At 50.9% G+C, this 21306-nt stretch carries 26 protein-coding genes and 1 tRNA gene; all 27 read left to right on the top strand.

Annotated elements, in window-relative coordinates; translation table 11 throughout:
* Positions 1-197 precede the first annotated feature (197 nt).
* Positions 198-806, top strand: a complete 609-nt coding sequence (locus DQG23_RS24910) for a genetic competence negative regulator (protein ID WP_113033739.1) — start codon at positions 198-200, stop codon at positions 804-806.
* A 156-nt stretch (positions 807-962) separates the two neighbouring features.
* On the top strand, positions 963-2213 hold the full coding sequence (locus DQG23_RS24905; RefSeq protein ID WP_113033738.1) for a Glu/Leu/Phe/Val family dehydrogenase: 1251 nt from the start codon (positions 963-965) through the stop codon (positions 2211-2213).
* 46 nt (positions 2214-2259) lie between these two features.
* The gene (gene prsW / locus DQG23_RS24900; protein WP_113033737.1) at positions 2260-2952 is read left to right on the top strand and encodes a glutamic-type intramembrane protease PrsW; all 693 of its coding nucleotides are present in this window, start codon (positions 2260-2262) and stop codon (positions 2950-2952) included.
* Between the two features lie 50 nt (positions 2953-3002).
* Positions 3003-3161 (top strand): hypothetical protein, encoded by a 159-nt coding sequence (locus tag DQG23_RS42630; RefSeq protein WP_192894634.1) that lies wholly within the window; start codon positions 3003-3005, stop codon positions 3159-3161.
* 383 nt (positions 3162-3544) lie between these two features.
* Positions 3545-4894: a germination protein YpeB gene (ypeB, locus tag DQG23_RS24895; protein WP_113033736.1), complete on the top strand. Its 1350-nt coding sequence runs from the start codon at positions 3545-3547 to the stop codon at positions 4892-4894.
* 179 nt (positions 4895-5073) lie between these two features.
* A complete protein-coding gene (locus tag DQG23_RS24890; RefSeq protein WP_113033735.1) occupies positions 5074-5727 on the top strand; it encodes a flagellar brake protein in 654 nt (217 codons plus the stop codon).
* A gap of 77 nt (positions 5728-5804) precedes the next feature.
* Entirely contained in the window at positions 5805-6008 is a 204-nt protein-coding gene (locus DQG23_RS24885) for a DUF5359 family protein (protein WP_146762372.1), read from the top strand.
* Between the two features lie 284 nt (positions 6009-6292).
* Positions 6293-6967, top strand: a complete 675-nt coding sequence (gene cmk, locus DQG23_RS24880; protein WP_113033864.1) for a (d)CMP kinase — start codon at positions 6293-6295, stop codon at positions 6965-6967.
* A gap of 3 nt (positions 6968-6970) precedes the next feature.
* The gene (locus tag DQG23_RS24875; RefSeq protein ID WP_113033733.1) at positions 6971-7561 is read left to right on the top strand and encodes a lysophospholipid acyltransferase family protein; all 591 of its coding nucleotides are present in this window, start codon (positions 6971-6973) and stop codon (positions 7559-7561) included.
* A 109-nt stretch (positions 7562-7670) separates the two neighbouring features.
* Complete coding sequence (gene rpsA / locus DQG23_RS24870; protein WP_113033732.1) at positions 7671-8987, top strand: 30S ribosomal protein S1; 1317 nt, start codon at positions 7671-7673, stop codon at positions 8985-8987.
* A 138-nt stretch (positions 8988-9125) separates the two neighbouring features.
* The gene (locus tag DQG23_RS24865; RefSeq protein WP_146762371.1) at positions 9126-9761 is read left to right on the top strand and encodes a hypothetical protein; all 636 of its coding nucleotides are present in this window, start codon (positions 9126-9128) and stop codon (positions 9759-9761) included.
* Positions 9762-10023: 262 nt separating this feature from the next.
* Positions 10024-11349 carry a ribosome biogenesis GTPase Der gene (der, locus tag DQG23_RS24860; protein WP_113033730.1) on the top strand — a complete coding sequence of 442 codons (1326 nt, stop codon included), beginning with the start codon at positions 10024-10026 and terminating at the stop codon, positions 11347-11349.
* A gap of 268 nt (positions 11350-11617) precedes the next feature.
* Complete coding sequence (gene plsY / locus DQG23_RS24855) at positions 11618-12214, top strand: glycerol-3-phosphate 1-O-acyltransferase PlsY (RefSeq protein ID WP_113033729.1); 597 nt, start codon at positions 11618-11620, stop codon at positions 12212-12214.
* Between the two features lie 38 nt (positions 12215-12252).
* Positions 12253-13302, top strand: a complete 1050-nt coding sequence (locus DQG23_RS24850; protein WP_113033728.1) for an NAD(P)H-dependent glycerol-3-phosphate dehydrogenase — start codon at positions 12253-12255, stop codon at positions 13300-13302.
* A 51-nt stretch (positions 13303-13353) separates the two neighbouring features.
* Positions 13354-13632, top strand: a complete 279-nt coding sequence (locus DQG23_RS24845; protein ID WP_113033727.1) for a stage VI sporulation protein F — start codon at positions 13354-13356, stop codon at positions 13630-13632.
* A 107-nt stretch (positions 13633-13739) separates the two neighbouring features.
* Positions 13740-13922: a DUF2768 family protein gene (locus DQG23_RS24840; protein ID WP_113033726.1), complete on the top strand. Its 183-nt coding sequence runs from the start codon at positions 13740-13742 to the stop codon at positions 13920-13922.
* Between the two features lie 39 nt (positions 13923-13961).
* Positions 13962-14255, top strand: a complete 294-nt coding sequence (locus tag DQG23_RS24835; RefSeq protein ID WP_113033725.1) for a 2Fe-2S iron-sulfur cluster-binding protein — start codon at positions 13962-13964, stop codon at positions 14253-14255.
* A 42-nt stretch (positions 14256-14297) separates the two neighbouring features.
* A complete protein-coding gene (locus DQG23_RS24830; protein WP_113033724.1) occupies positions 14298-14936 on the top strand; it encodes a nucleotidyltransferase domain-containing protein in 639 nt (212 codons plus the stop codon).
* Positions 14905-15240 (top strand): 2Fe-2S iron-sulfur cluster-binding protein, encoded by a 336-nt coding sequence (locus DQG23_RS24825; protein ID WP_113033722.1) that lies wholly within the window; start codon positions 14905-14907, stop codon positions 15238-15240. Before DQG23_RS24830 ends, DQG23_RS24825 begins: the two co-directional genes overlap by 32 nt.
* Positions 15241-15291: 51 nt before the next feature.
* Positions 15292-16044: a hypothetical protein gene (locus tag DQG23_RS24820; RefSeq protein ID WP_238178017.1), complete on the top strand. Its 753-nt coding sequence runs from the start codon at positions 15292-15294 to the stop codon at positions 16042-16044.
* Positions 16045-16348: 304 nt separating this feature from the next.
* Entirely contained in the window at positions 16349-17827 is a 1479-nt protein-coding gene (gene spoIVA / locus DQG23_RS24815; protein WP_113033720.1) for a stage IV sporulation protein A, read from the top strand.
* A gap of 243 nt (positions 17828-18070) precedes the next feature.
* Complete coding sequence (locus DQG23_RS24810; RefSeq protein WP_113033718.1) at positions 18071-18343, top strand: HU family DNA-binding protein; 273 nt, start codon at positions 18071-18073, stop codon at positions 18341-18343.
* A 157-nt stretch (positions 18344-18500) separates the two neighbouring features.
* A tRNA-Pro gene (locus tag DQG23_RS24805) sits at positions 18501-18577 on the top strand.
* 195 nt (positions 18578-18772) lie between these two features.
* Positions 18773-18994, top strand: coding sequence for a trp RNA-binding attenuation protein MtrB (gene mtrB / locus DQG23_RS24800; RefSeq protein ID WP_113033716.1), 222 nt, complete (start codon positions 18773-18775; stop codon positions 18992-18994).
* Between the two features lie 83 nt (positions 18995-19077).
* Positions 19078-19593 (top strand): hypothetical protein, encoded by a 516-nt coding sequence (locus DQG23_RS24795; RefSeq protein WP_113033714.1) that lies wholly within the window; start codon positions 19078-19080, stop codon positions 19591-19593.
* Between the two features lie 115 nt (positions 19594-19708).
* Positions 19709-20575 carry a heptaprenyl diphosphate synthase component 1 gene (locus DQG23_RS24790; RefSeq protein WP_113033712.1) on the top strand — a complete coding sequence of 289 codons (867 nt, stop codon included), beginning with the start codon at positions 19709-19711 and terminating at the stop codon, positions 20573-20575.
* Positions 20576-20586: 11 nt separating this feature from the next.
* The gene (locus DQG23_RS24785) at positions 20587-21303 is read left to right on the top strand and encodes a demethylmenaquinone methyltransferase (RefSeq protein WP_113033710.1); all 717 of its coding nucleotides are present in this window, start codon (positions 20587-20589) and stop codon (positions 21301-21303) included.
* Positions 21304-21306 lie beyond the last annotated feature (3 nt).

Below are 21306 nucleotides of genomic sequence, written 5' to 3'. Positions count from 1 at the left end.
CGTTTGCTTGCTTTTGCTTCGGAAAGCGGATTTTTTGACTATTAAGGAAATTGGAATTTGGCCAAAAATAGTGATAACATGGTATAATAATTGGTAGACAGAGTACATGCATAGACGGCACCTTTCGGTTGCGGCATCATATTCTGTATATTATATGCGGTTTTGCGAGCCGCGGGCTGCAAGAGGGAGGATCCTGTATGAAAATTGAACGCTTAAGCCCAGATAAAATAAGGATTTTCCTTACCTTCGACGATTTGACGGAACGCGGTATTCAGAAAGAGGATATGTGGAGGGAAATTCCCAAAGTGCATGAGCTGTTCAGCGAAATGATGGAACAGGCTTATTCCGAGCTGGGCTTTGATGCTACGGGACCTTTAGCGGTCGAAGTGTTCGCGCTTCCAGCACAAGGCATGGTAGTCATTGTCACGAAGGGGAAGTCGGACGGCACGAGAAGCAACGACGAGGCGGACGACGAAGAGGAAGAGGTTTATGAAATGGAAGTGACGCTCGAGCACAGCGAGCTGATCTCGTACGCATTTCATGAATTTGAGGACTTGCTCCGCATGTCGAAAGTGATTCTTCCGATTGTGGATAACGGAGGCACGCTTTTTTCCTACCAGAATAAATGGATTCTGCAGCTTGAGCCGCTCGATATCGATGAGAAGGACAGCCGTTACCAAGCGATTATTGCCGTTCTGTCCGAGTTCGGCGAGGCTACGTCCGTAACGAGGGCGGTATTGGAGGAGTACGGAAAGACGGTCATATCCGAGAATGCGATTCATGTTCTTTGTGAACATTTCAAATAATTATTTGAGCTATCATGTTCGGGGAAGACGGGAAATATTCGCAATCATTTTCTCATCGTAAGCATTTGAATGGGGTATAACATAAGCATCGGGCAAACCTTGCGTTCGCCGGATGCTTTTTTAACGGTCCAATAAGATGACTTGGGGTGAAGGAAGATGTCGCCGACCGAAAATACGAATGTCCTCCAATCCACGCAGGCGGTTATTCAAGAAGCGCTTACGAAGCTTGGGTACGGTCCCGAAATGTATGAGCTTCTGAAGGAGCCTCTTCGCCTGTTGACGGTTCGCATTCCAATCCGGATGGATGACGGAAAAGTGAAAATTTTTACCGGATACCGCGCTCAGCATAACGATGCGGTTGGGCCGACCAAGGGCGGGGTGCGGTTTCATCCCGATGTCAATGAAGACGAAGTTAAGGCGCTGTCGATATGGATGAGCTTGAAATGCGGCATCGTTAACCTGCCTTACGGCGGCGGCAAGGGGGGCATCGTATGCGACCCTCGCGATATGTCGTTCCGTGAATTGGAAAGATTGAGCAGGGGTTATGTGCGGGCAATCAGCCAAATGGTCGGTCCGTCGAAGGATATTCCCGCACCCGACGTCATGACCAATTCGCAAATCATGGCTTGGATGTTCGATGAATACAGCCGTATCCGCGAGTTCGACGCGCCGGGCTTCATTACCGGCAAGCCGATCGTTCTAGGCGGTTCTCAAGGAAGGGAGACGGCGACGGCCAAGGGCGTTACGATTATGATCGATCAGGCGCTCGGCAAAAAAGGAATTCACGTTAAAGATGCGAAGGTCGTCATTCAGGGCTTCGGCAACGCGGGCAGTTATTTGGCGAAATTTATGCATGAGGCAGGCGCGATTGTAATCGGCATTTCGGATGTATATGGGGCGCTGTACGATCCCGCCGGTTTGGATATTCCGGATCTGCTCGACAGGCGCGATTCGTTCGGTACGGTGACGAAGCTGTTCAAATCGACGCTTTCCAATAAGGAGCTTCTGGAGCAGGAATGCGATATTTTGGTGCCGGCCGCTATCGAGAATCAAATCACGCAGGAAAATGCGGGACGGATCAAAGCGGGCATCATCGTCGAAGCGGCGAACGGGCCGACGACGCTTGAAGCCACCAAAATATTGACGGATCGGGGCATCCTTCTCGTTCCCGACGTGTTGGCCAGCGCAGGCGGAGTTGTCGTTTCCTATTTTGAGTGGGTGCAGAATAACCAAGGCTATTACTGGACGGAAGACGAAGTTCATACCAAATTGAAGGAAGTCATGGAAAAAGCGTTCGAAACTGTCTATAATGTTCATCAGAGCCGTAAAGTCGACATGCGTCTTGCCGCTTACATGGTCGGTGTGCGAAATACGGCTGAAGCAGCCCGTTTTCGCGGTTGGGTTTAGCCGACTAACAAGTTTGCGGGCAGTTCGATGGAAAGGGGGAAACAGCATGATGACACTATCCGTGCTGACGGCTGCGATTGCACCGGGAATAGCGCTTCTATCGTACTTCTATCTCAAAGACCGTTACGATTCGGAACCGATCGGCATGGTAATCCGCGTCTTCATGTTCGGCGCGCTGCTCGTTTTCCCGATTATGATGCTCCAGAGGGCGCTAGTGCTCGGCTTCGGCGAAAATCCGTTCGTTTTTTCTTTTCTTTTTTCATCGGGAATCGAAGAGCTGCTTAAATGGTTTGTCGTGTACTACGTCATATACAAGCACGTCGAATTTGACGAGCCGTACGACGGAATCGTATATGCGGTTGCCGTATCGCTCGGTTTCGCCACAGTCGAGAACGTCATTTACTCGCTGCTTAACTTTACGTCTTTCTCCAACCTGCTGATGAGGGCGCTTTTGCCTGTATCCGGACATGCGCTGTTCGGCGTCATGATGGGGTACCATTTGGGGAGGGCGAAATTTCAGCCATCAAGTGAGAAGAAGCACTTGTTGTTTTCAGTGGGGCTGCCCGTGTTTTTTCATGGCGTATTCGATTATATTATCCTCGTTTCGAAGTCTAACTGGATGTGGCTCATGCTGCCGCTCATGATTTTTCTTTGGATCATGGGTCTGTGGAAGGTAAAGCATGCAAATGCAAGATCGCCTTTCCGCGCGGTAAGAAGAGAAGATGAGATTAAAATTTAATCGTTTTGTCCATAATGGGGGTACAGCCGTTTTTGCTATAGGAGGCCCCCATGACAGCCATTCGGGTAAAGGTGAAAATTCGCTGCATGCATTGCGGAGAGCGGTTCATATTGAAAGGCCGCAAAGAAAAAGGAAAGATAGACACGGGATTTCGTCAATGCATTTGCAGCAACGAGCATGATTTTGATGTAGAAGTGCAGGATTACTGACGCAAGGCCAGCCTTGCATGTCGGTACCCGCTCGCCATTATCGCCGGATTCGGCTACATACGGAAATTATCGTACCGCCGTTCTGTTCGCTTTCAGAGAACGGATTAAGGAAGAGGCCCAAAGGGCCTCTTTTTTGATTTTTCAGAAAGTATATCGTGGAAGTGGCTCAAATTCTCGGTAGACGCCAGCGTCAAAGACACAGGTAGTCCTTTATCCTTGTCGTTACCGGTATTGCCGGGAAGCCCTAACCGGTACTCGGCTTCTTGCGAAGCGCTTTGCAGCCGAAGAAGTACAATTGTTCACTTTGTGGGGAATTCCTGCATAATCGTTCGTTTTTCAACGAAAGATAATTACCAACAATGGTTTGAAAGGGGAACGTTTGCATGTACAAAAGATTAAGCGCCGTGATGTTTCCTATTTGTGCGCTGGCCCTAATTGGCGCAATCGTATGGGGGTATCAGGAAAATCAGGAGAAAAACACGATTTTAATCAAAGCGGAAAACCAATACCAGCGCGCTTTTCACGATTTGTCCTACCATATGGAAAAACTGAATTCGGAGCTCGGCAACACGATGGCGCTTAATGCGACATCCAACGATATGTACCGCAAGGAGCTTATTAATGTATGGCGGCTGACAAGCCAGGCGCAGAACGAGATCAGTCAGCTTCCGCTGACGCTTCTCCCTTTCAGCAAAACGGAGGAATTTCTCGACAATATAGCCAAATTCACGTACGCTACCGCGGTGCGCGACTTGTCCAAGCAGCCGATGTCGGAGGATGAAATCAAAACCTTATCGACGCTGCATGAACGTTCGAAGGAAATTAAAGACGAGCTTCGTACGGTGCAATCGGAAGTCATTTCCAAAAACCTGCGATGGATGGATGTCGAGGTGGCGCTCGCTTCAGAAAGCAAAAAAATGGATAATGTGATCGTCGACGGTTTTCAGTTGGTTGACAAAAAAGTAGGCGAGTATGCCGATGTCGACTGGGGACCTTCGATGGCCAGCTTGAATCAAAAGCGAAACTTCTCCATGCTGTCGGGAAACGATGCGACAGCAGATGAAATCAAATCGAAAGCGGAGCAATTTTTGGGTGACGGAACCCAAGTAACGATTACGGAGAGCGGCGTCGGAACCGAGACGAATACGTTCAGCGTTTCCGGTAAACGTACGGGAAGCGGGGCAGATGTATATTTGGATTATGCCAAAAAAGGCGGCAAACTTATTTATTTCATGTCCCCTCGAGACGTGCCGAACAAAACGCTCGATATGCGGGGAGCGCGGGATGCCGCGCTAGAGTTTCTGGATAAGAACGGTTATAGCGGCATGACGGCCGTAAGCGCAGACGAATACGCGAATGCGGCGAATCTGACGTTCGCCGCCAAACAGAACGATGTGATTCTGTATCCGGATAAAGTGACTGTAAAAGTAGCGCTCGACAATGGGGAAGTAACCGGCTTCCAAGGGGCGGATCATTTGCTGGCGCATAAAGAGCGTCAGCTGCCCGCAGCGAAGCTGACGGAGGAACAGGCGAAAAAGCAGCTGAACCCGAAAGTTGCTGTAGCCTCGCATGAAATGGCGCTCATATTGAACGACTTGAACGAGGAAGTGCTTTGCCATCAATTCACAGGAAGCATGAACGGAACGGAATACAATATTTACATTAACGCCGATACCGGCTTCGAGGAGAAGATCGAAGCGATTCCGCAAGCCGCGAAGCAGGCCGGCGTTTAGCTTGAAATAGGATTGAATATGCGTCTGCAGCTTGGCCTAGCGTCAAGTTTGCAGGCGTTTTTTACGTTTGTCTCGTTCATCGCTGCGCCTGCGCGTTTTATCATGAATTGCGGATTTTGCTTACACGAAGCGGATGGCGTGTTATAATTGAGCCAAGTGAAAGGGGAGGTGCTTTTTTTTTGCTTCCGAAAGTGAATCAGGTGCTTTATCTTCAAGTCAATTCCATCGACGAGGATGAAGCGAAACAAGAGCTCAAGTCGCGCATCGCCGAGGTGGGCGAATCATACATAACGATGGAAGTGCCGATCAACGTGCAAACGGGCAGATTGAAACGCCTTTATGCTGGCGATGAGCTTTCGGTTTATTTTTTGAGCGAAGGCGGCATGAAAAATTATTTCACTACAACCGTACTGGGCTTTCGTGAAGAAGTGATCAGACTTGTCCTCATCCGAATTCCCGAGCCGGAAGCGATAACTAAGGTTCAGCGCAGAAGCTTTCTGAGAGTGCCTGCCGATCTGGAAATCGCGGTAAAGCTCACCGAGCAGCTGCGGTTCGTTACGGTTACGGAGGATGTAGGCGGCGGTGGCGTCTCGTTTATTTGCGAAGGCGATATCCCGATGGAAGTCGGCATGCAAAGCAGCTGCTGGCTGCTTGTTAATTACAAGAACGGAAAGCTCGACCATCTTCCTTTTAAGGGAGAGGTGGTCAGAATTATCAAGATGGAGACGGGGAAGCAATTGATTATGCTCCGCTTCACCGATATTTCGGACCGCGACCGGCAGCAGCTGATCCGGTACTGCTTTGAGAGGCAGCTTGACCTGCGCAAAAAATGACGCATAAAGAAGCGCGTTACGGGAATAATACGATGCGATTCCCGTATTTCTCCAGCCGTTCGAACGGAGGCGCTTCCATGAAGGAGAAGCAAACGGCATTTGAGGACAGTTTTATCGGGTTCTCCGATGCGATCGAAAAAATAATCGTTTATATCGTTTACGCGCTTATTATCGGCTTGATCGTTTCGCAAGCGCTGCTCCAAAGCAGCACGGTTCGCAGCCGGATCACGAAGGTCGATACGCTTGAAGGCGTTCATTACGAAAACGTTTCGAAACGATGAATACGTAAGCGTTCTTTGCAAATTGACAAGGAGTTGTGTTATAATTTTCTTCGTTCGCAGGCATTGCCTGCTTTTTTTTAAGATAAGAAGGCGGCTGCTTGGTGCCTGACTTATCTTTAGAGCCTCTGAACGGCGGGGGAAGAAATGGCAAAGCCGTTTACGCTTACCGAATCTACGATTTGAAAAGTTCGATTGCCGCGAGCGGAACTATCGTCTTCGTTCGAAGACGGCATTCGTTTCGCATTCATCCCTGCGGCATTCCATCATTCTGGGAGGGGCAGCTTTTGAACAAATTCAACATCGCCCTCGACGGCCCGGCAGGAGCCGGCAAAAGCACGGTAGCCCGGCTTGTCGCGAACGAATTGGGATTCGTGTACATTGACACCGGAGCCATGTACCGGGCGGTAACCTGGAAGGTGCTGGAGCTTGGCATCCTTGCCGATCAAACGGCCAAGGTGATTGAAACGGCCAAGGCGATGGATATCGTTCTGCAGCCGGGTCCGACCGGACAACAGGTGCTTGTCGATGGGGAGGATGTCACCGATCGTATCCGATCGGCTGCGATCAACGCCAATGTATCGTTGATCGCTCAAATTGCGGAGGTCCGTGAGCTGCTTGTCTCCAAGCAGAAAGCGATGGCCGCCTCCAAGGGCGTTGTCATGGACGGACGCGATATCGGCACGCAAGTGCTGCCTGATGCCGAGGTGAAAATTTTCTTGACCGCCAGCGCCAGAGAACGTGCCGAGCGCAGGTACAAGGAAATGGACAAGCCGGCCATTACGGTCGAGCAGCTGGAGCTTGAAATCGCGCGCCGCGATAAGCTGGACTCCGAGCGGGAAGTCTCTCCGCTAGTGCAAGCGCAAGATGCCGTGCTGCTGGACAGCTCGAACATCCCGCTGCAGGATGTCGTAGGCAAAGTTCTGGAGCTCTGCAGAGCCAAAGTGACCGGAGGGACATAAGCTATGCTGTATCGCATATGTCGCAGACTCCTGCGGATCTTGTTCGCTCTGTTTTATCGGCTAGAGGCAATCGGGATGCAGCATGTCCCTGCGGAAGGACCGGTCATTCTGTGCGCAAATCATATCAGCACGTTTGATCCGCCGCTCGTCGGAACGCCGCTAGAACGGAAAGTCCACTTCATGGCCAAAGCGGAATTGTTCCAAATGCCGATTCTAGGATGGCTTATCCCGAGGGTAGGCGCTTTCCCGGTTAAACGAGGTGGCGTCGGCAAAGAGACGATCAAGGCTACGCTTCAATTGCTTCGCGACGGGCGTGTTTTGGGGATTTTCCCTGAAGGCTCCCGCAAAAATCCGAGCGGCGAAGGGAAGAAGGGTGCGGCGCTGTTTGCAACCCGAACCGGAGCTGCCGTTGTCCCGGTATCTATCGTAGGCAATTACAAGCTGTTCCGCAAAATGACGATCATTTACGGGCCGCCTGTCGATCTTAGCGAATTTGCCGAGGGGACTTCCGAGCAGTTGGAAGCAGCCACCGATAAAATCATGAAGACGATCCGTATCCAAGCGGAAGCTTACAAAAAAGCGGCAAGAAATTGATTGCCGTGAATGGAAATGGTATCTTGGAATTATACTACAACATATATTGTTAATCCTGCCCATTATTCATATAGTGGTTTGGGTCTTCTAAACGAGGAGGTTATCGAACATGTCTGAAGAAATGAAAACACCTGAAAACGAAGTACAACCGGAAACGGTTAACGAAACTACCGCTCCAGAGGCTACCGAAGCTACTGAGGCGGCAGACAACAGCGCCGATATGACCAATGTGATGACGCTGAAAAAAGGAACGACTGTGAAAGGAAAGATCGTCAAAGTCGACAACGATCAAGCTTATGTCGATATCGGCTACAAATATGACGGCATCATTCCGATTCGTGAGCTTTCTTCCCTGCAGCTTAACAATGCGGCCGATGCGGTGCAAATCGGTCAAGAAGTCGAGCTGAAGGTGCTTTCGATAAACGACGGCAAAGAAACTCTTCTTCTGTCGAAACGTGTAGTCGATGGCGAGAAAGCGTGGGACGAACTTCAACAAAAGCTGGATAGCAAAGAGATTATCGAAGCGACCGTAGCCGATGTTGTCAAAGGCGGACTTGTCGTCGATATCGGTCTGCGCGGATTTATTCCGGCTTCGATGGTAGAGCGTCATTTCGTAGAAGATTTCAGCGACTACAAAGGACGTACTCTGCGCCTGCGCGTTAAAGAGCTGGACAAAGAGAAAAATAAAGTCATCCTTTCGCAAAAGGATGTGCTTGACGAAGAATTCGAAGCCAACAAAAAGAATATCATTTCCGGTCTTTCCGTCGGGCAAGAGCTGGATGGAACGGTACAACGGTTGACGCAATTCGGCGCTTTCATCGATATCGGCGGAATCGACGGCCTTGTGCACATTTCCGAAATGGCATGGCATCATGTCGAGAAGCCGTCCGATGTTGTAAAGGAAGGCGACAAAGTTCGCGTACACATTCTTAAGCTTGACCCTCAGAATGAAAGAATCAGCCTGAGCATTAAAGCGACTCAACCGGGACCATGGCAAAGCCTTGGAAGCGAATTTGAGATCGGCGCAATCGTGACGGGTACCGTCAAACGTCTTGTCGGCTTCGGCGCTTTCGTCGAAGTGGCGTCAGGAGTTGAGGGGCTTGTTCATATTTCGCAAATCGCTCATCGTCATATCGGTACTCCGCATGAGGTGCTGAAGGAAGGTCAAGAAGTGCAAGTGAAAATTCTTGACTTGAATCCGGATGAGAAGCGCATCAGCTTAAGCATCAAGGAAACGGAAGAAGCTCCTGCAGCTGCACCGAAACCGGAACGCAGCGAGCGTGGTGAGCGCGGCGACCGCGGTCCTCGCGGCAACCGTCAATCCAAAGAAGACAGAGAAGCAGTGGAATATGCGGAGAAAATGAACCAAAGCTTGAATTTGACTCTCGGCGAGCGTTTCGGCGACAAGCTGAGCAAATTTAAATGATTGAATAGAACATAACCGGAAGACGGCGTCCCAAGCGGATGCCGTCTTTTCTTTTTTCTGCGGAAACACTTTCGGAGCAGGTGCATGTTAGGAGTAATGCTGATTCATACTATGCGAAAGATACACGGAGCGCTTTTCATGGAAACGGAAAGGGTCGAAAAGATGAATCCTGGCTATTTATCGCTTATTTGGATCGTAATATCGCTCATACTTCTAGTGAGCGGGTGGAAAGATGTTGTGCTCCATAACATTCCGCGCCGTCAAATCGCGGTTTTCTTCATCGCATGGTTTTTATTGGTCTTCGTTCAATTTGAAGTTAAGGGGATGAAGGTATGCGGCATCGTTCCTCTAATCGCCGTTATCGGCATCTACGGGCTTGTTTCGCGTATTTCCGCGGAGCGGCGGCTTCAAACAATTACGGCCGTCATCCTGCTGGGAACCATCGATTTCGGGATGCGTCAAACGGAAGGCATAGCCGCGCCGGCGTTGCCGGACTCCGCATTCATACTGGCGCTGGCCGTCACGCTTTTGGTGCGGAAGCCGGCATTGCAGATTTCGGCGCTTTCATTAAGTCTTCTGTTAAGCGAAGGGATGGTTCTTGTTGCAGCCGGCGGTAGAATGCCTGCGTCGCTTGGCGATGCCGTCTTTCAGGATCATTGGTGGATGACGGTTTGCACGGCACGGATTTGGACTTTGCTCGCAGAAGGCGCAGCCGCTGCCGTGAAGCACGGGTATCATTCGCTTCTGGAACGGACGAGGCAGTGGCGCAAATAATAAAGAGAATAAAATTCGCCAAGCGGGCGCTTTTTTGTTATGATGTAAGTTGTGCGTATGGGAAGAAAGTGCCAGAAAACGACGTGAAGATGTAAGGGACTTGGCTTTAACCATGGTACTCGGCCGGACGATCGAATGAAGTAAGGCCGATGATTATCATGTTAAGCGCGATGTTATTCGGGGTCTCCCGCAAAGTACTCGGAATAAGCAAGAAGCATCTTCATCACTTTGTGGGGATTAATCGTATAAGGAGTTGAAGGCAGTGGCAAGACCGACGATCGCAATTGTCGGCCGTCCGAATGTCGGAAAATCGACGATTTTTAACCGGATGGTTGGAGACAGGCAGGCAATTGTTGAAGATAAACCAGGCATTACAAGAGACCGGTTGTACGGTACGGGTGAATGGTTCGGCAAAGCGTTTAATGTTATCGATACGGGCGGTATCGAAATTGACGGCGAGGATGAAATATTGCGGGCCGTAAAGGTGCAGGCGGAGCTGGCGATTGAAGAAGCGGACGTCATCGTCTTTATGGTAGACGGCAAGGCCGGCATTACGCCGGCGGATGAGGAAATCGGACAATTGCTGTTTCGTTCCGGGAAACCGGTCGTGCTCGGCGTAAACAAAATCGATAATATTAAGATGCAAGAAGAGATCTATGAGTTTTACTCGCTCGGCTTCGGCGATCCGATTCCGATTTCCGGTGCCCATGGTATCGGGATGGGCGATTTGCTCGATGCGGCAATGGTTCATTTTCCCGAGCTGGAAGATGAGGAATATGGCGAGGATTTCATTAAAATCGCGGTAATCGGCCGTCCGAACGTCGGCAAGTCTTCGCTGGTAAACGCTATTCTCGGTGAGGAACGTGTCATCGTCAGCAACATTGCCGGGACGACCCGCGACGCAATCGACACGCCGTTCGAACGCGAAGGACAGAAATTCGTCTTAATCGATACGGCAGGCATGCGCAAGCGCGGGAAAGTTTACGAAGCGACGGAGAAGTACAGCGTAATGCGCGCAATGAAAGCGATCGAACGGGCGGATGTGGCGCTGGTTCTCATCAATGGCGAAGAAGGCATCATCGAACAGGATAAGCATATTGCCGGATACGCGCATGAGGCGGGCAAAGCGGCTATCTTCGTCGTCAACAAATGGGATGTCGTCGAGAAGGACGATAAGACGCTGCACCAATTTACGCAGACGATCCGCGATCACTTCCTGTTCATGTCATACGCGCCTGTCATATTCGTTTCGGCCAAAACGAAGCAAAGGCTGCATAAGCTGCTGCCGATGGTCGTGGAAGCGGCCGACCATCATTCGATGCGCGTTCAGACACATCTGTTGAACGAGGTCATTTCAGATGCCGTTGCGATTACGCCGCCGCCGACCGATAAGGGACGCCGGATGCGCCTGAACTACGTTACGCAAGTATCCGTGAAGCCTCCGACGTTCGTTTTCTTCGTTAACGATCCTTCGCTGATGCATTTTTCGTACGAGCGCTATTTGGAAAATAAGCTTAGGGCCGCTTTTGATTTTACAGGCACGCCGATGCGACTGTTTACAAGAAAAAAATCGTCCGGCGACGAGTAACCGGTCATTCCGGGAAAGTACCGGCTTACCATCTATACTTGTAATTGCTTTATCCGGAGCCTGGACTACGGCTCAATGCTTATAGGCGGCTTCCTGAAGCGGCCGGACAAAGAAGTTCGGCCGCTTTTTGGAATCCCGGCGTGCGAATCCTTCGCTTAATGTTCCATTCCCCGTACGCGTTTGCCTTAACTTTGCTTCGTAGTCCCATACTGTGAAAGGTTCGGGATGGGTAGCGTTTATTCATGGGGTATATTAGGAGGTCCATCGGGTGTTATCCATTGTAAGCGTCTTAATCAGTTATTTGCTCGGCTCGATCAGCTTCAGCTTCCTGGCTGGGAAGTGGCTGAAAGGGATCGATATTCGTAAACACGGGAGCGGCAATGCCGGGGCGACCAATACGCTCCGCGTTTTAGGCAAAGGCCCTGCAATTACCGTTCTGCTCCTGGATGCGCTTAAAGGCGTGTTGGCCGTTTGGATCGGCAAATGGTTTGTCCCCGATGACTTGTGGGTCATCATCGCATGCGGGCTTGCCGCAATCATCGGCCACAACTGGCCCGTCTATTTCGGCTTTCGCGGCGGCAAAGGCATCGCAACGACGATCGGCGTCATGGCTACCTTAGTTTTTGTGCCCGTACTCATCGCCGGACTCATTGCTATACTTACTATCGCTTTAACGCGTTACGTTTCGCTAGGGTCGCTGCTGCTGACCGGTTTGCTGCCCATTATCATCATTCTGATGAATAAGCCGCTGCCGCTCCTTTGGGCCAGTCTGCTGCTCGCCGTATTCGCTTTCGTTCGCCATCGTTCGAATATAGTCAAGCTCGTGAAAGGGCAGGAAAATAAACTCGGAGCGAAGAAACTTTAAAATCGGAAGCCGATAACATGATAATTGGAGGAGACGTTTTGAGCAAAAAAACGTGTGTGCTCGTCGCCGGCAGCATGGGAACGGCTCTTGCTGCCGTTCTGGCCGACAACAAACTGGACGTCACACTATGGACCCGTAATGCCGCACAAGCGGAAGAGATTAATACGAAGCACACGAACGGCCGCTTTCTGAAAGGGACGGAGCTCCATCCGGGCATCCGGGCGACTACGTCGATGGAAGAAGCGCTGCAGGATGCCGATTCCGTCGTTCTGGCGGCAACTTCATCGGCTATGCGCGAAGTGGTGTCGCAGATGAAGCCGTATTTGAAGCCGGGTACGCTGCTTATTCATGCTACCAAGGGATTCGAGACCGGAACGCTGAAGCGTATGACGGAAGTGATCGCCGAGGAGCTGCCTCAAACCGATCCGGATCGCATTGTCGTTTTGTCCGGACCGAGCCATGCGGAAGAGGTCGTCGTACGATGCCCGACAACCGTAGTCGTTGCGGCAAAATGCCTGGAAGCGGCGGAGGCGGCGCAGGATTTGTTCATGAACGCCACTTTTCGCGTGTATACGAATCCCGATGTGCTGGGCGTCGAGGTAAGCGGGGCGCTTAAAAATATTATCGCTTTGGGTGCAGGCATGAGTGACGGACTGGGCTTCGGGGATAATGCGAAAGCTGCGCTGCTCACAAGAGGACTCGCCGAAATTTCCAGACTTGGCGTAGCGATGGGGGCTAATCCGTTCACATTTGCCGGTCTGGCGGGAATCGGCGATCTGGTCGTTACCTGCACCAGCCAACACAGCCGCAATTGGAATGCCGGCAACCGGCTCGGACGGGGCGAAACGTTGGACGAAGTGCTGCAATCGACCGGTATGGTTGTGGAAGGCGTAAAAACGACCAAAGCGGCATACGAGCTTTCTCGTCAATATCATGTTTCGATGCCGATTACGAATGTGCTCTACAAGGTGCTCTTTGAAGGAAAGGAGCCGCGTACGGCGGTCGAGGAACTGATGGGAAGATTGCGCACCCACGAAATCGAAGAAACGCCGACCGTATCGTGGAACGGCGAAGAGCCTACACCATAAAGACATTCGTCTCATACAATACTCATACCAAAGCCGATTGGAGGAGTATGTATGAGCGGAAAAGATTTATCGAAAAATATTTTGAACACGGTAAAAAGCAAAACCGGCAAATCGGTTTCGGAGAAAGATATCAACAAACTGGCCAGCACCGTCAAGCCGTCGACCATGCAGAACGAAGCTCAGCTGAGGCAATTGATCAAGCAGGTGTCCAGTTTAGTTAACATCAACGTTCCGGAGTCGACCGTTAACGATATTGTCAATGCGGTCAAAAGCAGTCAATTGAACCCGAACAATTTGGAACAATTGATGAAAATGATATCCAAAAAGTGAACGTTTTGCATAAGACGTGCCTTAGGGTGCGCCTTATGCTTTATTTTTTTGCGGCGGGGATGGTATAATCAAACGGATTGAGCTCTAGAATAGGTGGGATAAGACAAATGAGCAGTATGGATAAAATGTGGGCGACGATGTACGCGATCGGGTTTATGGTCGTCGCATCGCTGTTAGTCATGTATGCACGCTACAAAATCAAGTACGCATGGCTTCGCGTTCTGATCATTATTATCGCATTCATTTTATTGATTTACGGAGTTTTGCTTGCGTTAGCCGGATTGCTTTAACGCCCTCATCATTACGTGGAGCAGGAGAGTGGGAACACGGTGATTGAATTAAAAGGGAAACACGTACATAAATCGGTTCCGGCCGAACCCGGCATAACGGTTTTGAAGCTTGCGCTTAAGCATGATGTGGACTGGGGCCACCTATGTACGCGGGGGACATGCTGCCGGTGCCGCTGTTTCGTAGCGGCAGGGATGGAGCATCTCGCGCCGCCGACGGTAGTGGAGTTGGATGCGCTTGATCCGGAAGAGCTTGAAGAGGGGTACAGGCTCGGATGCCAGGCTGTTGTAACGGGAGAAGGGCCTATGTCCGTTGCGAACAAGACGTATTTTTAAGGGGAAAAGCAACAACGAATTTGCAGCTTGAAAGGTCTGAATATGATGAATTTGTCCGAATCGATTTTACAAGCGATGGTAACTCTCCATGACCGGCTTAAACCGCTTGAGGCGAATTGGCTGGTAGGCGGAAGCTGCGGACTTCTGCTTCAGGGTGTACCGATCGGCCGCGAGCCGCGCGATTTGGACGTTTATATGGATGAAAGCGGCGTGAAGCCGTTTTACGATTATTTGGCCGATTTGGCTGTCGATCTGCCGCATTTCAGCCGGACGCCGATTTATGAATCTATTCTAAGCCATTACGCGCTTACCGGCGTACAGTTGGAAGCGGTAGGCGGCTTTCGGGTTCGTTCGGAAGGGGCGGAATACCGCGTGGAAGTCGGTTCGCTGCTCGCGGGCTGCGGTTTCCGGGCAACGGTAGAGGACCGAAGCATACCGCTGATGCCGCTTGCGCACGAATTGGCGTTTAATATGCTCCGAGGCCGTCCAGACCGCTATGAGGCAATAGCTGCTGCGATGAAGCTAAACTTGGCGTTACATCTTCCGCCGCTTCTGTCGATAATAAGCAGGAATATTTTTCCGATCGGGCTGCTCGAAAGGATGAATGACTTGCTGGACGTATCGCTTCAAGAGAGGATGTCGATGAGTAATGCCGGAAGTTCATTTTCTGCCGGACGATAAACGGATTCAAGTACGGCCCGGAACGACGCTGCTCGATGCGGGGCGCAAAGCCCATGTCAACATCCGCACGCGATGCGGGGGCAAAGCAGCCTGTCTGATGTGCAAAGTGAAGGCGGGCGGCGGGGGAGGACTCGCAGCGGCCACGCGCAACGAGGAGTTGAAGCTTGGCAGCTTGCTTGCCGACGGCTTTCGTCTGGCATGTCAGGCCTGCGTAATCGGCAACGTTACCGTCAATGTGCCGGAGGATCCGCTTAAAGCCGCCGTTCGCGCGCAGCTGATGAGACAGCGCGAAGAAGAATGGTAGCCGATATTAAATTCGTGCATATACCGGGAACAGCAAGAAGGAGGCGGGTTCATGATTTCCCGTATCAGGAGTGACATATTCAAGACAGGGCGGGGAGCGGGCTGGAGGCTCGGAATCGCGGCTGTTTTTATCATGCTGCTATCGGGCTGTATGTATAAAAACGAGGTGCAAAACCAGAATTCCCTTGCTTCAGGCGAGTATTTGACCGTTGTGCAAAACGCTGTCGATACCTATCACAAGGCAACAGGGGTACTCCCGATCAAGACGAAGCCGCAAGATACGCCCCTCTATGAAAAATATTTGATAGATTTCAAGAAACTCAAGGACCGGAAAATGATCAGCACGGTGCCTACGAATGCTTTCGAAAATGGCGGAAGCGCCATCTACGTTATTGTTGATGCGGAAACGAAACCGACAGTCAAGCTGATGGATTTGTCCGCCTATCAGAAGGTTGTCCAGCTGCAAGCGGACATCGATGCGTATAAAGCCAAGAAAGGCGTACTCCCTATCGGCGCGCAGACCGCACCTTCTTTCTATGCAATTGATTTCTCGAAGCTCGGACAAAAAGAGATTCAGTTTCAAAGCCCGTATTCCAGCCAATTTCTGACCGTTATTCTAAGCGAATCGGGTCAAGCGGCGATCGATTACGGCCCGGAAATCATGAAGCTTATCAATAAAAAGTCGCTGAAGCCGGACTCCAAGCAGGATTTAAGGGCGCTTCTGGTGGAAGAGAGCTTTTATATTCCAGTCCGTTCCTTCCCTTATTATTGGTCCGGCGATCAGCCGGTCGTAAAGCAAGAATAACGTTTCGAAGCCATTCCGGCGTATGCGAAAGCATGCGCCGGTTTTTTTTATCTTAAAAACGAATAGGCCGGCCGAAACGCTCATATAAGTTATTCGGAAGCCGTAACGAACGAACGGGCGCAGTTTATGAGGAGTTGATAGGATGTACAAAAAGTAGTCATATTGTTAGCAAGACGACATATATTTTTAATAGTCAAAAAGATTGTACGAGTGTGGTCGCATGACGAGCCCGAAGGAGCGTCCTTTACAGGTTCGTGCTTCGGTCACCGGCATGTTTCATCTTAACCTGTAGGAGGGATCTCTTTTGGAAAAAGTGGACATCTTTAAGGACATTGCCGAACGGACCGGCGGGGATATATACCTGGGGGTCGTCGGTGCAGTCCGCACGGGTAAATCGACCTTCATCAAACGTTTCATGGAGACGGTCGTACTGCCTAATATCAAGAGCGAAGCGGATCGGATCCGGGCGATTGACGAGCTCCCGCAAAGCGCGGCCGGCCGCACGATCATGACGACCGAACCGAAATTCGTGCCTAATAACGCGGTGCAAATAACGGTAGCCGAAGGCTTGAACGTTAACATCCGGCTAGTCGATTGCGTGGGCTATACAGTAGAAGGGGCTAAGGGTTACGAAGATGAGAACGGACCCCGGATGATCTCGACGCCGTGGTTCGACGAGCCGATCCCGTTCCAGGAAGCGGCGGAGATCGGAACCCGTAAAGTCATACAGGAGCATTCTACGCTCGGCGTCGTCATTACGACGGACGGCAGCATCGCTGAAATCCCGCGTTCATCATATGTGGAGGCTGAGGAAAGAGTCATTGCCGAGCTGAAAGAGGTAGGTAAGCCGTTCATCCTTATTATCAACTCGATGAAGCCGCAAAGCGAGCCCGCTCAAGAGCTTAGAAGCGAGCTGGCCAGCAAATACGATATTCCGGTTATGGCGATGAGCGTTGCGACGATGGGCGAAGAGGACGTTATGTCCGCCTTGCGCGAAGTGCTCTACGAGTTCCCGGTCCATGAAGTGAACGTCAATCTGCCGAGCTGGGTTATGGTGCTGCAGGATAATCACTGGCTGCGCAGCAACTTCGAAAATTCGGTACGCGATACCGTACAGGATATTCGCAGGCTACGTGACGTCGACCGCGTCGTCAGCCAGTTCTCGGATTACGATTTCATCGAGCGAGCCGCTTTGGCGGGCATGAACATGGGGCAAGGCGTGGCTGAAATCGATTTGTATGCGCCCGACGAGCTGTACGATAAGATTTTGATGGAGGTCGTTGGCGTAGAAATACGCGGCAAGGATCATTTGCTCCAGCTGATGCAGGAGTTTGCCCATGCCAAAAGGGAATACGATCAATTCGCAGAAGCGCTCGAAATGGTCAAGACGACCGGCTACGGCATTGCGCCGCCGACGCTTGCCGAAATGGCGCTCGACGAGCCGGAGCTTATTCGTCAAGGCTCGAGATTCGGCGTAAGGCTGAAAGCGACCGCTCCATCCATTCATATGATCCGCGTCGACGTCGAGTCGGAGTTTTCGCCGATCATCGGAACCGAGAAGCAAAGCGAAGAGCTCGTGCGTTACTTGATGCAGGACTTCGAGGACAACCCGCTTAAAATTTGGGAATCCGATATTTTCGGCCGCTCCCTCCATTCCATCGTCCGGGAAGGCATACAAGGCAAGCTGGCGATGATGCCCGACAACGCCCGCTACAAACTGCAAGAGACGCTTGGCCGCATCATTAACGAAGGCTCGGGCGGTCTCATCGCGATCATTTTGTAATTTCGACCCGAATATAGCAGTTGCAAAGACGTTCCGACATCCATCGATGCCGGGGCGTCTTTTTTTATATAGAAGCGATTTTATATGTTTGCGGTTATCCGTCGGGGAAGTATTGCAAAACCTAGCGCGCTATAATAAGATAAATTTGTTTCGTTTTCGCTGCTAGCTACGTATATTTTGGGCTGAAACGGTTAACACATGATGTAAGAGGATGTACATAACTCATATGGGGAGGTGAAACCTGTGAATAAATCCGAATTGATCAATAAAGTAGCCGAGATTTCCGAAATCTCCAAAAAGGATGCGACAAAAGCGGTGGAAGCCGTGTTTGAAGCAATTTCCGATGCGCTGCAAGGCGGAGATAAAGTTCAATTGGTAGGCTTCGGCAACTTTGAAGTGAGAGAACGTTCCGCGCGCAAGGGCCGCAACCCGCAAACGGGCCAAGAGATCGAAATCGCCGCAAGCAAGGTGCCTTCGTTCAAGCCTGGCAAAGCGCTCAGAGACGTCATTCAATAAGACGCAAAGCTGCGATACATACCGAGCAGAAAAGCCGCCTTCCTTTTTATCGGAAGAGCGGCTTTTTCTAACTCCGGGGCGTTTTTGTTTGATGGTTAATGCTTGACGTTATTGGAAATATCATATAAAATCTTCCTAGCAGCCAAGTTAGCATCATCGGGGTATAGCGCAGCCTGGTAGCGCGCACCCTTGGGGTGGGTGAGGTCGCACGTTCAAATCGTGTTACTCCGACCATGGAGAAGACATCGTAAATTCGATGTCTTTTTCTTAGTTTACCGCCAGAAAGCATAACGCGGGCGCGGCGCCGCAGACGTCAGCTTTAAGAACGCCGGCTTTGTTGACTTTACGGTCGTTATCCATCATCATAAGAGAAGCGCAAATGGGACATTGATGTTATGACAGGCATGCGAGTCGGGGAGGCGAACAGCAATGGAAGGAAATCAAAACGATTACTTTGTCGTAAAAGCGAAAGAGAACGGTGTGCAGGTTATCGGTCTCACCCGCGGCCAAGATACGCGTTTTCACCATACGGAGAAGCTTGATAAAGGGGAAGTGATGATCGCTCAATTCACCGATCATACTTCAGCCGTCAAAATTCGGGGCAAAGCGGTTGTGATCACGAAGCACGGGGTGATCGATACCGATCAATAATTTTTTGTTGCAGGCATAGCCTGCTTTTTTTCGTTGTACAATGGGTAGTACAGATAAACCGTTATTTCGGAGGGGGGCTTGAGATGAGCAAGCTTGCCGGGATGTGGATCACGCTGTTGCTATCCGTATGCATTGCCCTCGCGTTGTCCATATTGTTTAAAGAATCGGCTAACAGCAACGGAGTGCTTGCGGACAACCGCTCTCCGGCAAAAACGCTGTCCGATGACAATATGGTCGATTTAATCAGCACGCTGCCGCTGCAATTGTCCATTAAGAAAGTTGACTGGCAGCAAACGGTGCTTTCCGTCGATTTGATCATGCCTTCCGCAGCGTCGGGAATTGAACGCGTTTATCGCGACTTGTATACGCTGTCCGAGTTCGGCTTTCAAACCTCGAACGTGCGCCAGGTGCTCGTGCGCGTACTCGAAGGCCGCAAGGAAGAGGCTTCCGCCGGCTTTCCGCTGCTCGTTGCGATGGATGCGCGCAAAGCCAACCGCAGCGCGGCATGGAAGCGCGAAGGAACCGGTGCGCAGACGCTTCAGGATTACCTGCAGTCGCATTACCGGATTACCTACACGAAGAAGTGGCAGAGCTCTTAATGGAATTGACGTTATTTGGCGGTTCTGCGAATTCCTTTCGACAGTACGTGCGGCAGGTAAGCTGTTGTGCTATAATTAGTTGCTGTAGATTTTTGCTATCGTTCGGAGGCTCTCGATGAATACGTATGGAATTCAAGAATTGGCTAAACCATACATCGAATACGACATGATCCGTAACCATACGGATTTGCCGGATTTTCCGGAATTGCGAACCAAGCTTCTTTTTGCGTTCCTCGGCCGAAACGGAACGGAAGCCGGCAAGCAAGAGGTATATGCGCTTGCCACTTCACTTGTACAAATGGCTCTGGAAACGCACGACCTCGTCCCGGTTACGAATGTCGCCAAAGGTAAAGCGGAATCGCGCTCCCGGCAGCTGAAGGTGCTAGCCGGCGATTATTTCAGCGCACGCTTCTATCAGCTCTTGGCGCAAGCGGGGCAGATCGAAATGGTCGGGCTTTTGTCGCAGGCGGTTTGCGATGTGAATCGGATGAAAATGAATTTTTATACTTTGGTCAAGCAGTTGAAAATGACCGCTGACGAGTACATTCAGCAATCGGCGAATATAAGGTCGCAGCTGTTCCTGTCCTTTACCCGCAGTATGGAAGGCGTAAGCCAGCGGCTGTGGCCCGGTATTTTACAGGGCTTTGCCAAATGCGAGCTGCTCGCCGAAGAAATATTTCGCATCGAAAGCCTGCAGAACATTCGCGGCAGTTGGGCATACTGGCATATTATGCAAGCCGGTACACGGGAAGAGAAGAAGCTGCTGCAGGCCGAGGAATCCGATCCTTCGCGAATCAAGGCCATTTTGCACAAATACAATATTAGCTCGCAGCTATATCATATGCTGGATGCACAGGTAAGAACGGTCTGGGATCAAATCCGCCAGCTGGAATCGGAGCCGTTCGTTGAAGAGCTGTTCAAGATCGGCGAACCGATCACCAGATATTTGAAAACGCAAAAAGTACTGCTGGAAGAGCTTTGAGGTGACCTGCCATGAAATCGAAAGAACAGTTTGTTCACTCCGTCTTCGAGCGGATTGCGCCGAAATACGATATTATGAATTCGGTGTTAAGCTTTCGCCGACATAAATATTGGCGGAAGTTTACAATGGCCAAAATGAACGTGAAAAAAGGCAGCTCGGCTCTTGATTTGTGCTGCGGCACCGGCGACTGGACGATCAGCCTGGCTAAGGCTAGCGGGAGCGGCGAAATTGTCGGACTCGATTTCAGCCAGAATATGCTTGATGTAGGAGCCGAGAAAATAAAAGCCCAGCAATTGGATAAGCAAATCTCGCTCATCCGCGGCAATGCGATGAGCCTTCCTTATGCCGACAACACGTTCGATTACGTGACGATCGGCTTTGCGCTGCGCAACGTACCCGATCTCGTTCAGGTGCTCAAGGAAATGAAACGGGTAGTCAAGCCGGGCGGGCTTGTCGTCTCGCTCGAGCTGTCCAAGCCAACCTGGCAGCCGTTTAAAGGCATTTATTTTTTCTACTTCCAAAAGGTGCTGCCGCTAATCGGAAAAATGCTCGCCAAAAGCTATGAGCAGTACAAGTGGCTGCCTGAATCTTTAATCGGCTTTCCGGATCATAAGCAGCTTGCTACGATATTCCGTGAGGTCGGATTGGAGAAGGTCGAGGCTTATCCGCTCACCGGCGGCATCGCCGCTCTTCACATTGGCGTGAAGGCGAGAACGATGCAGGAGTGAGTT

Source organism: Paenibacillus contaminans (assembly GCF_003285015.1).
Taxonomy (GTDB): domain Bacteria; phylum Bacillota; class Bacilli; order Paenibacillales; family NBRC-103111; genus Paenibacillus_V; species Paenibacillus_V contaminans.
The sequence above is the reverse complement of the archived record's forward strand: the minus strand, read 5'-3'. Positions and strand labels throughout refer to the sequence as shown.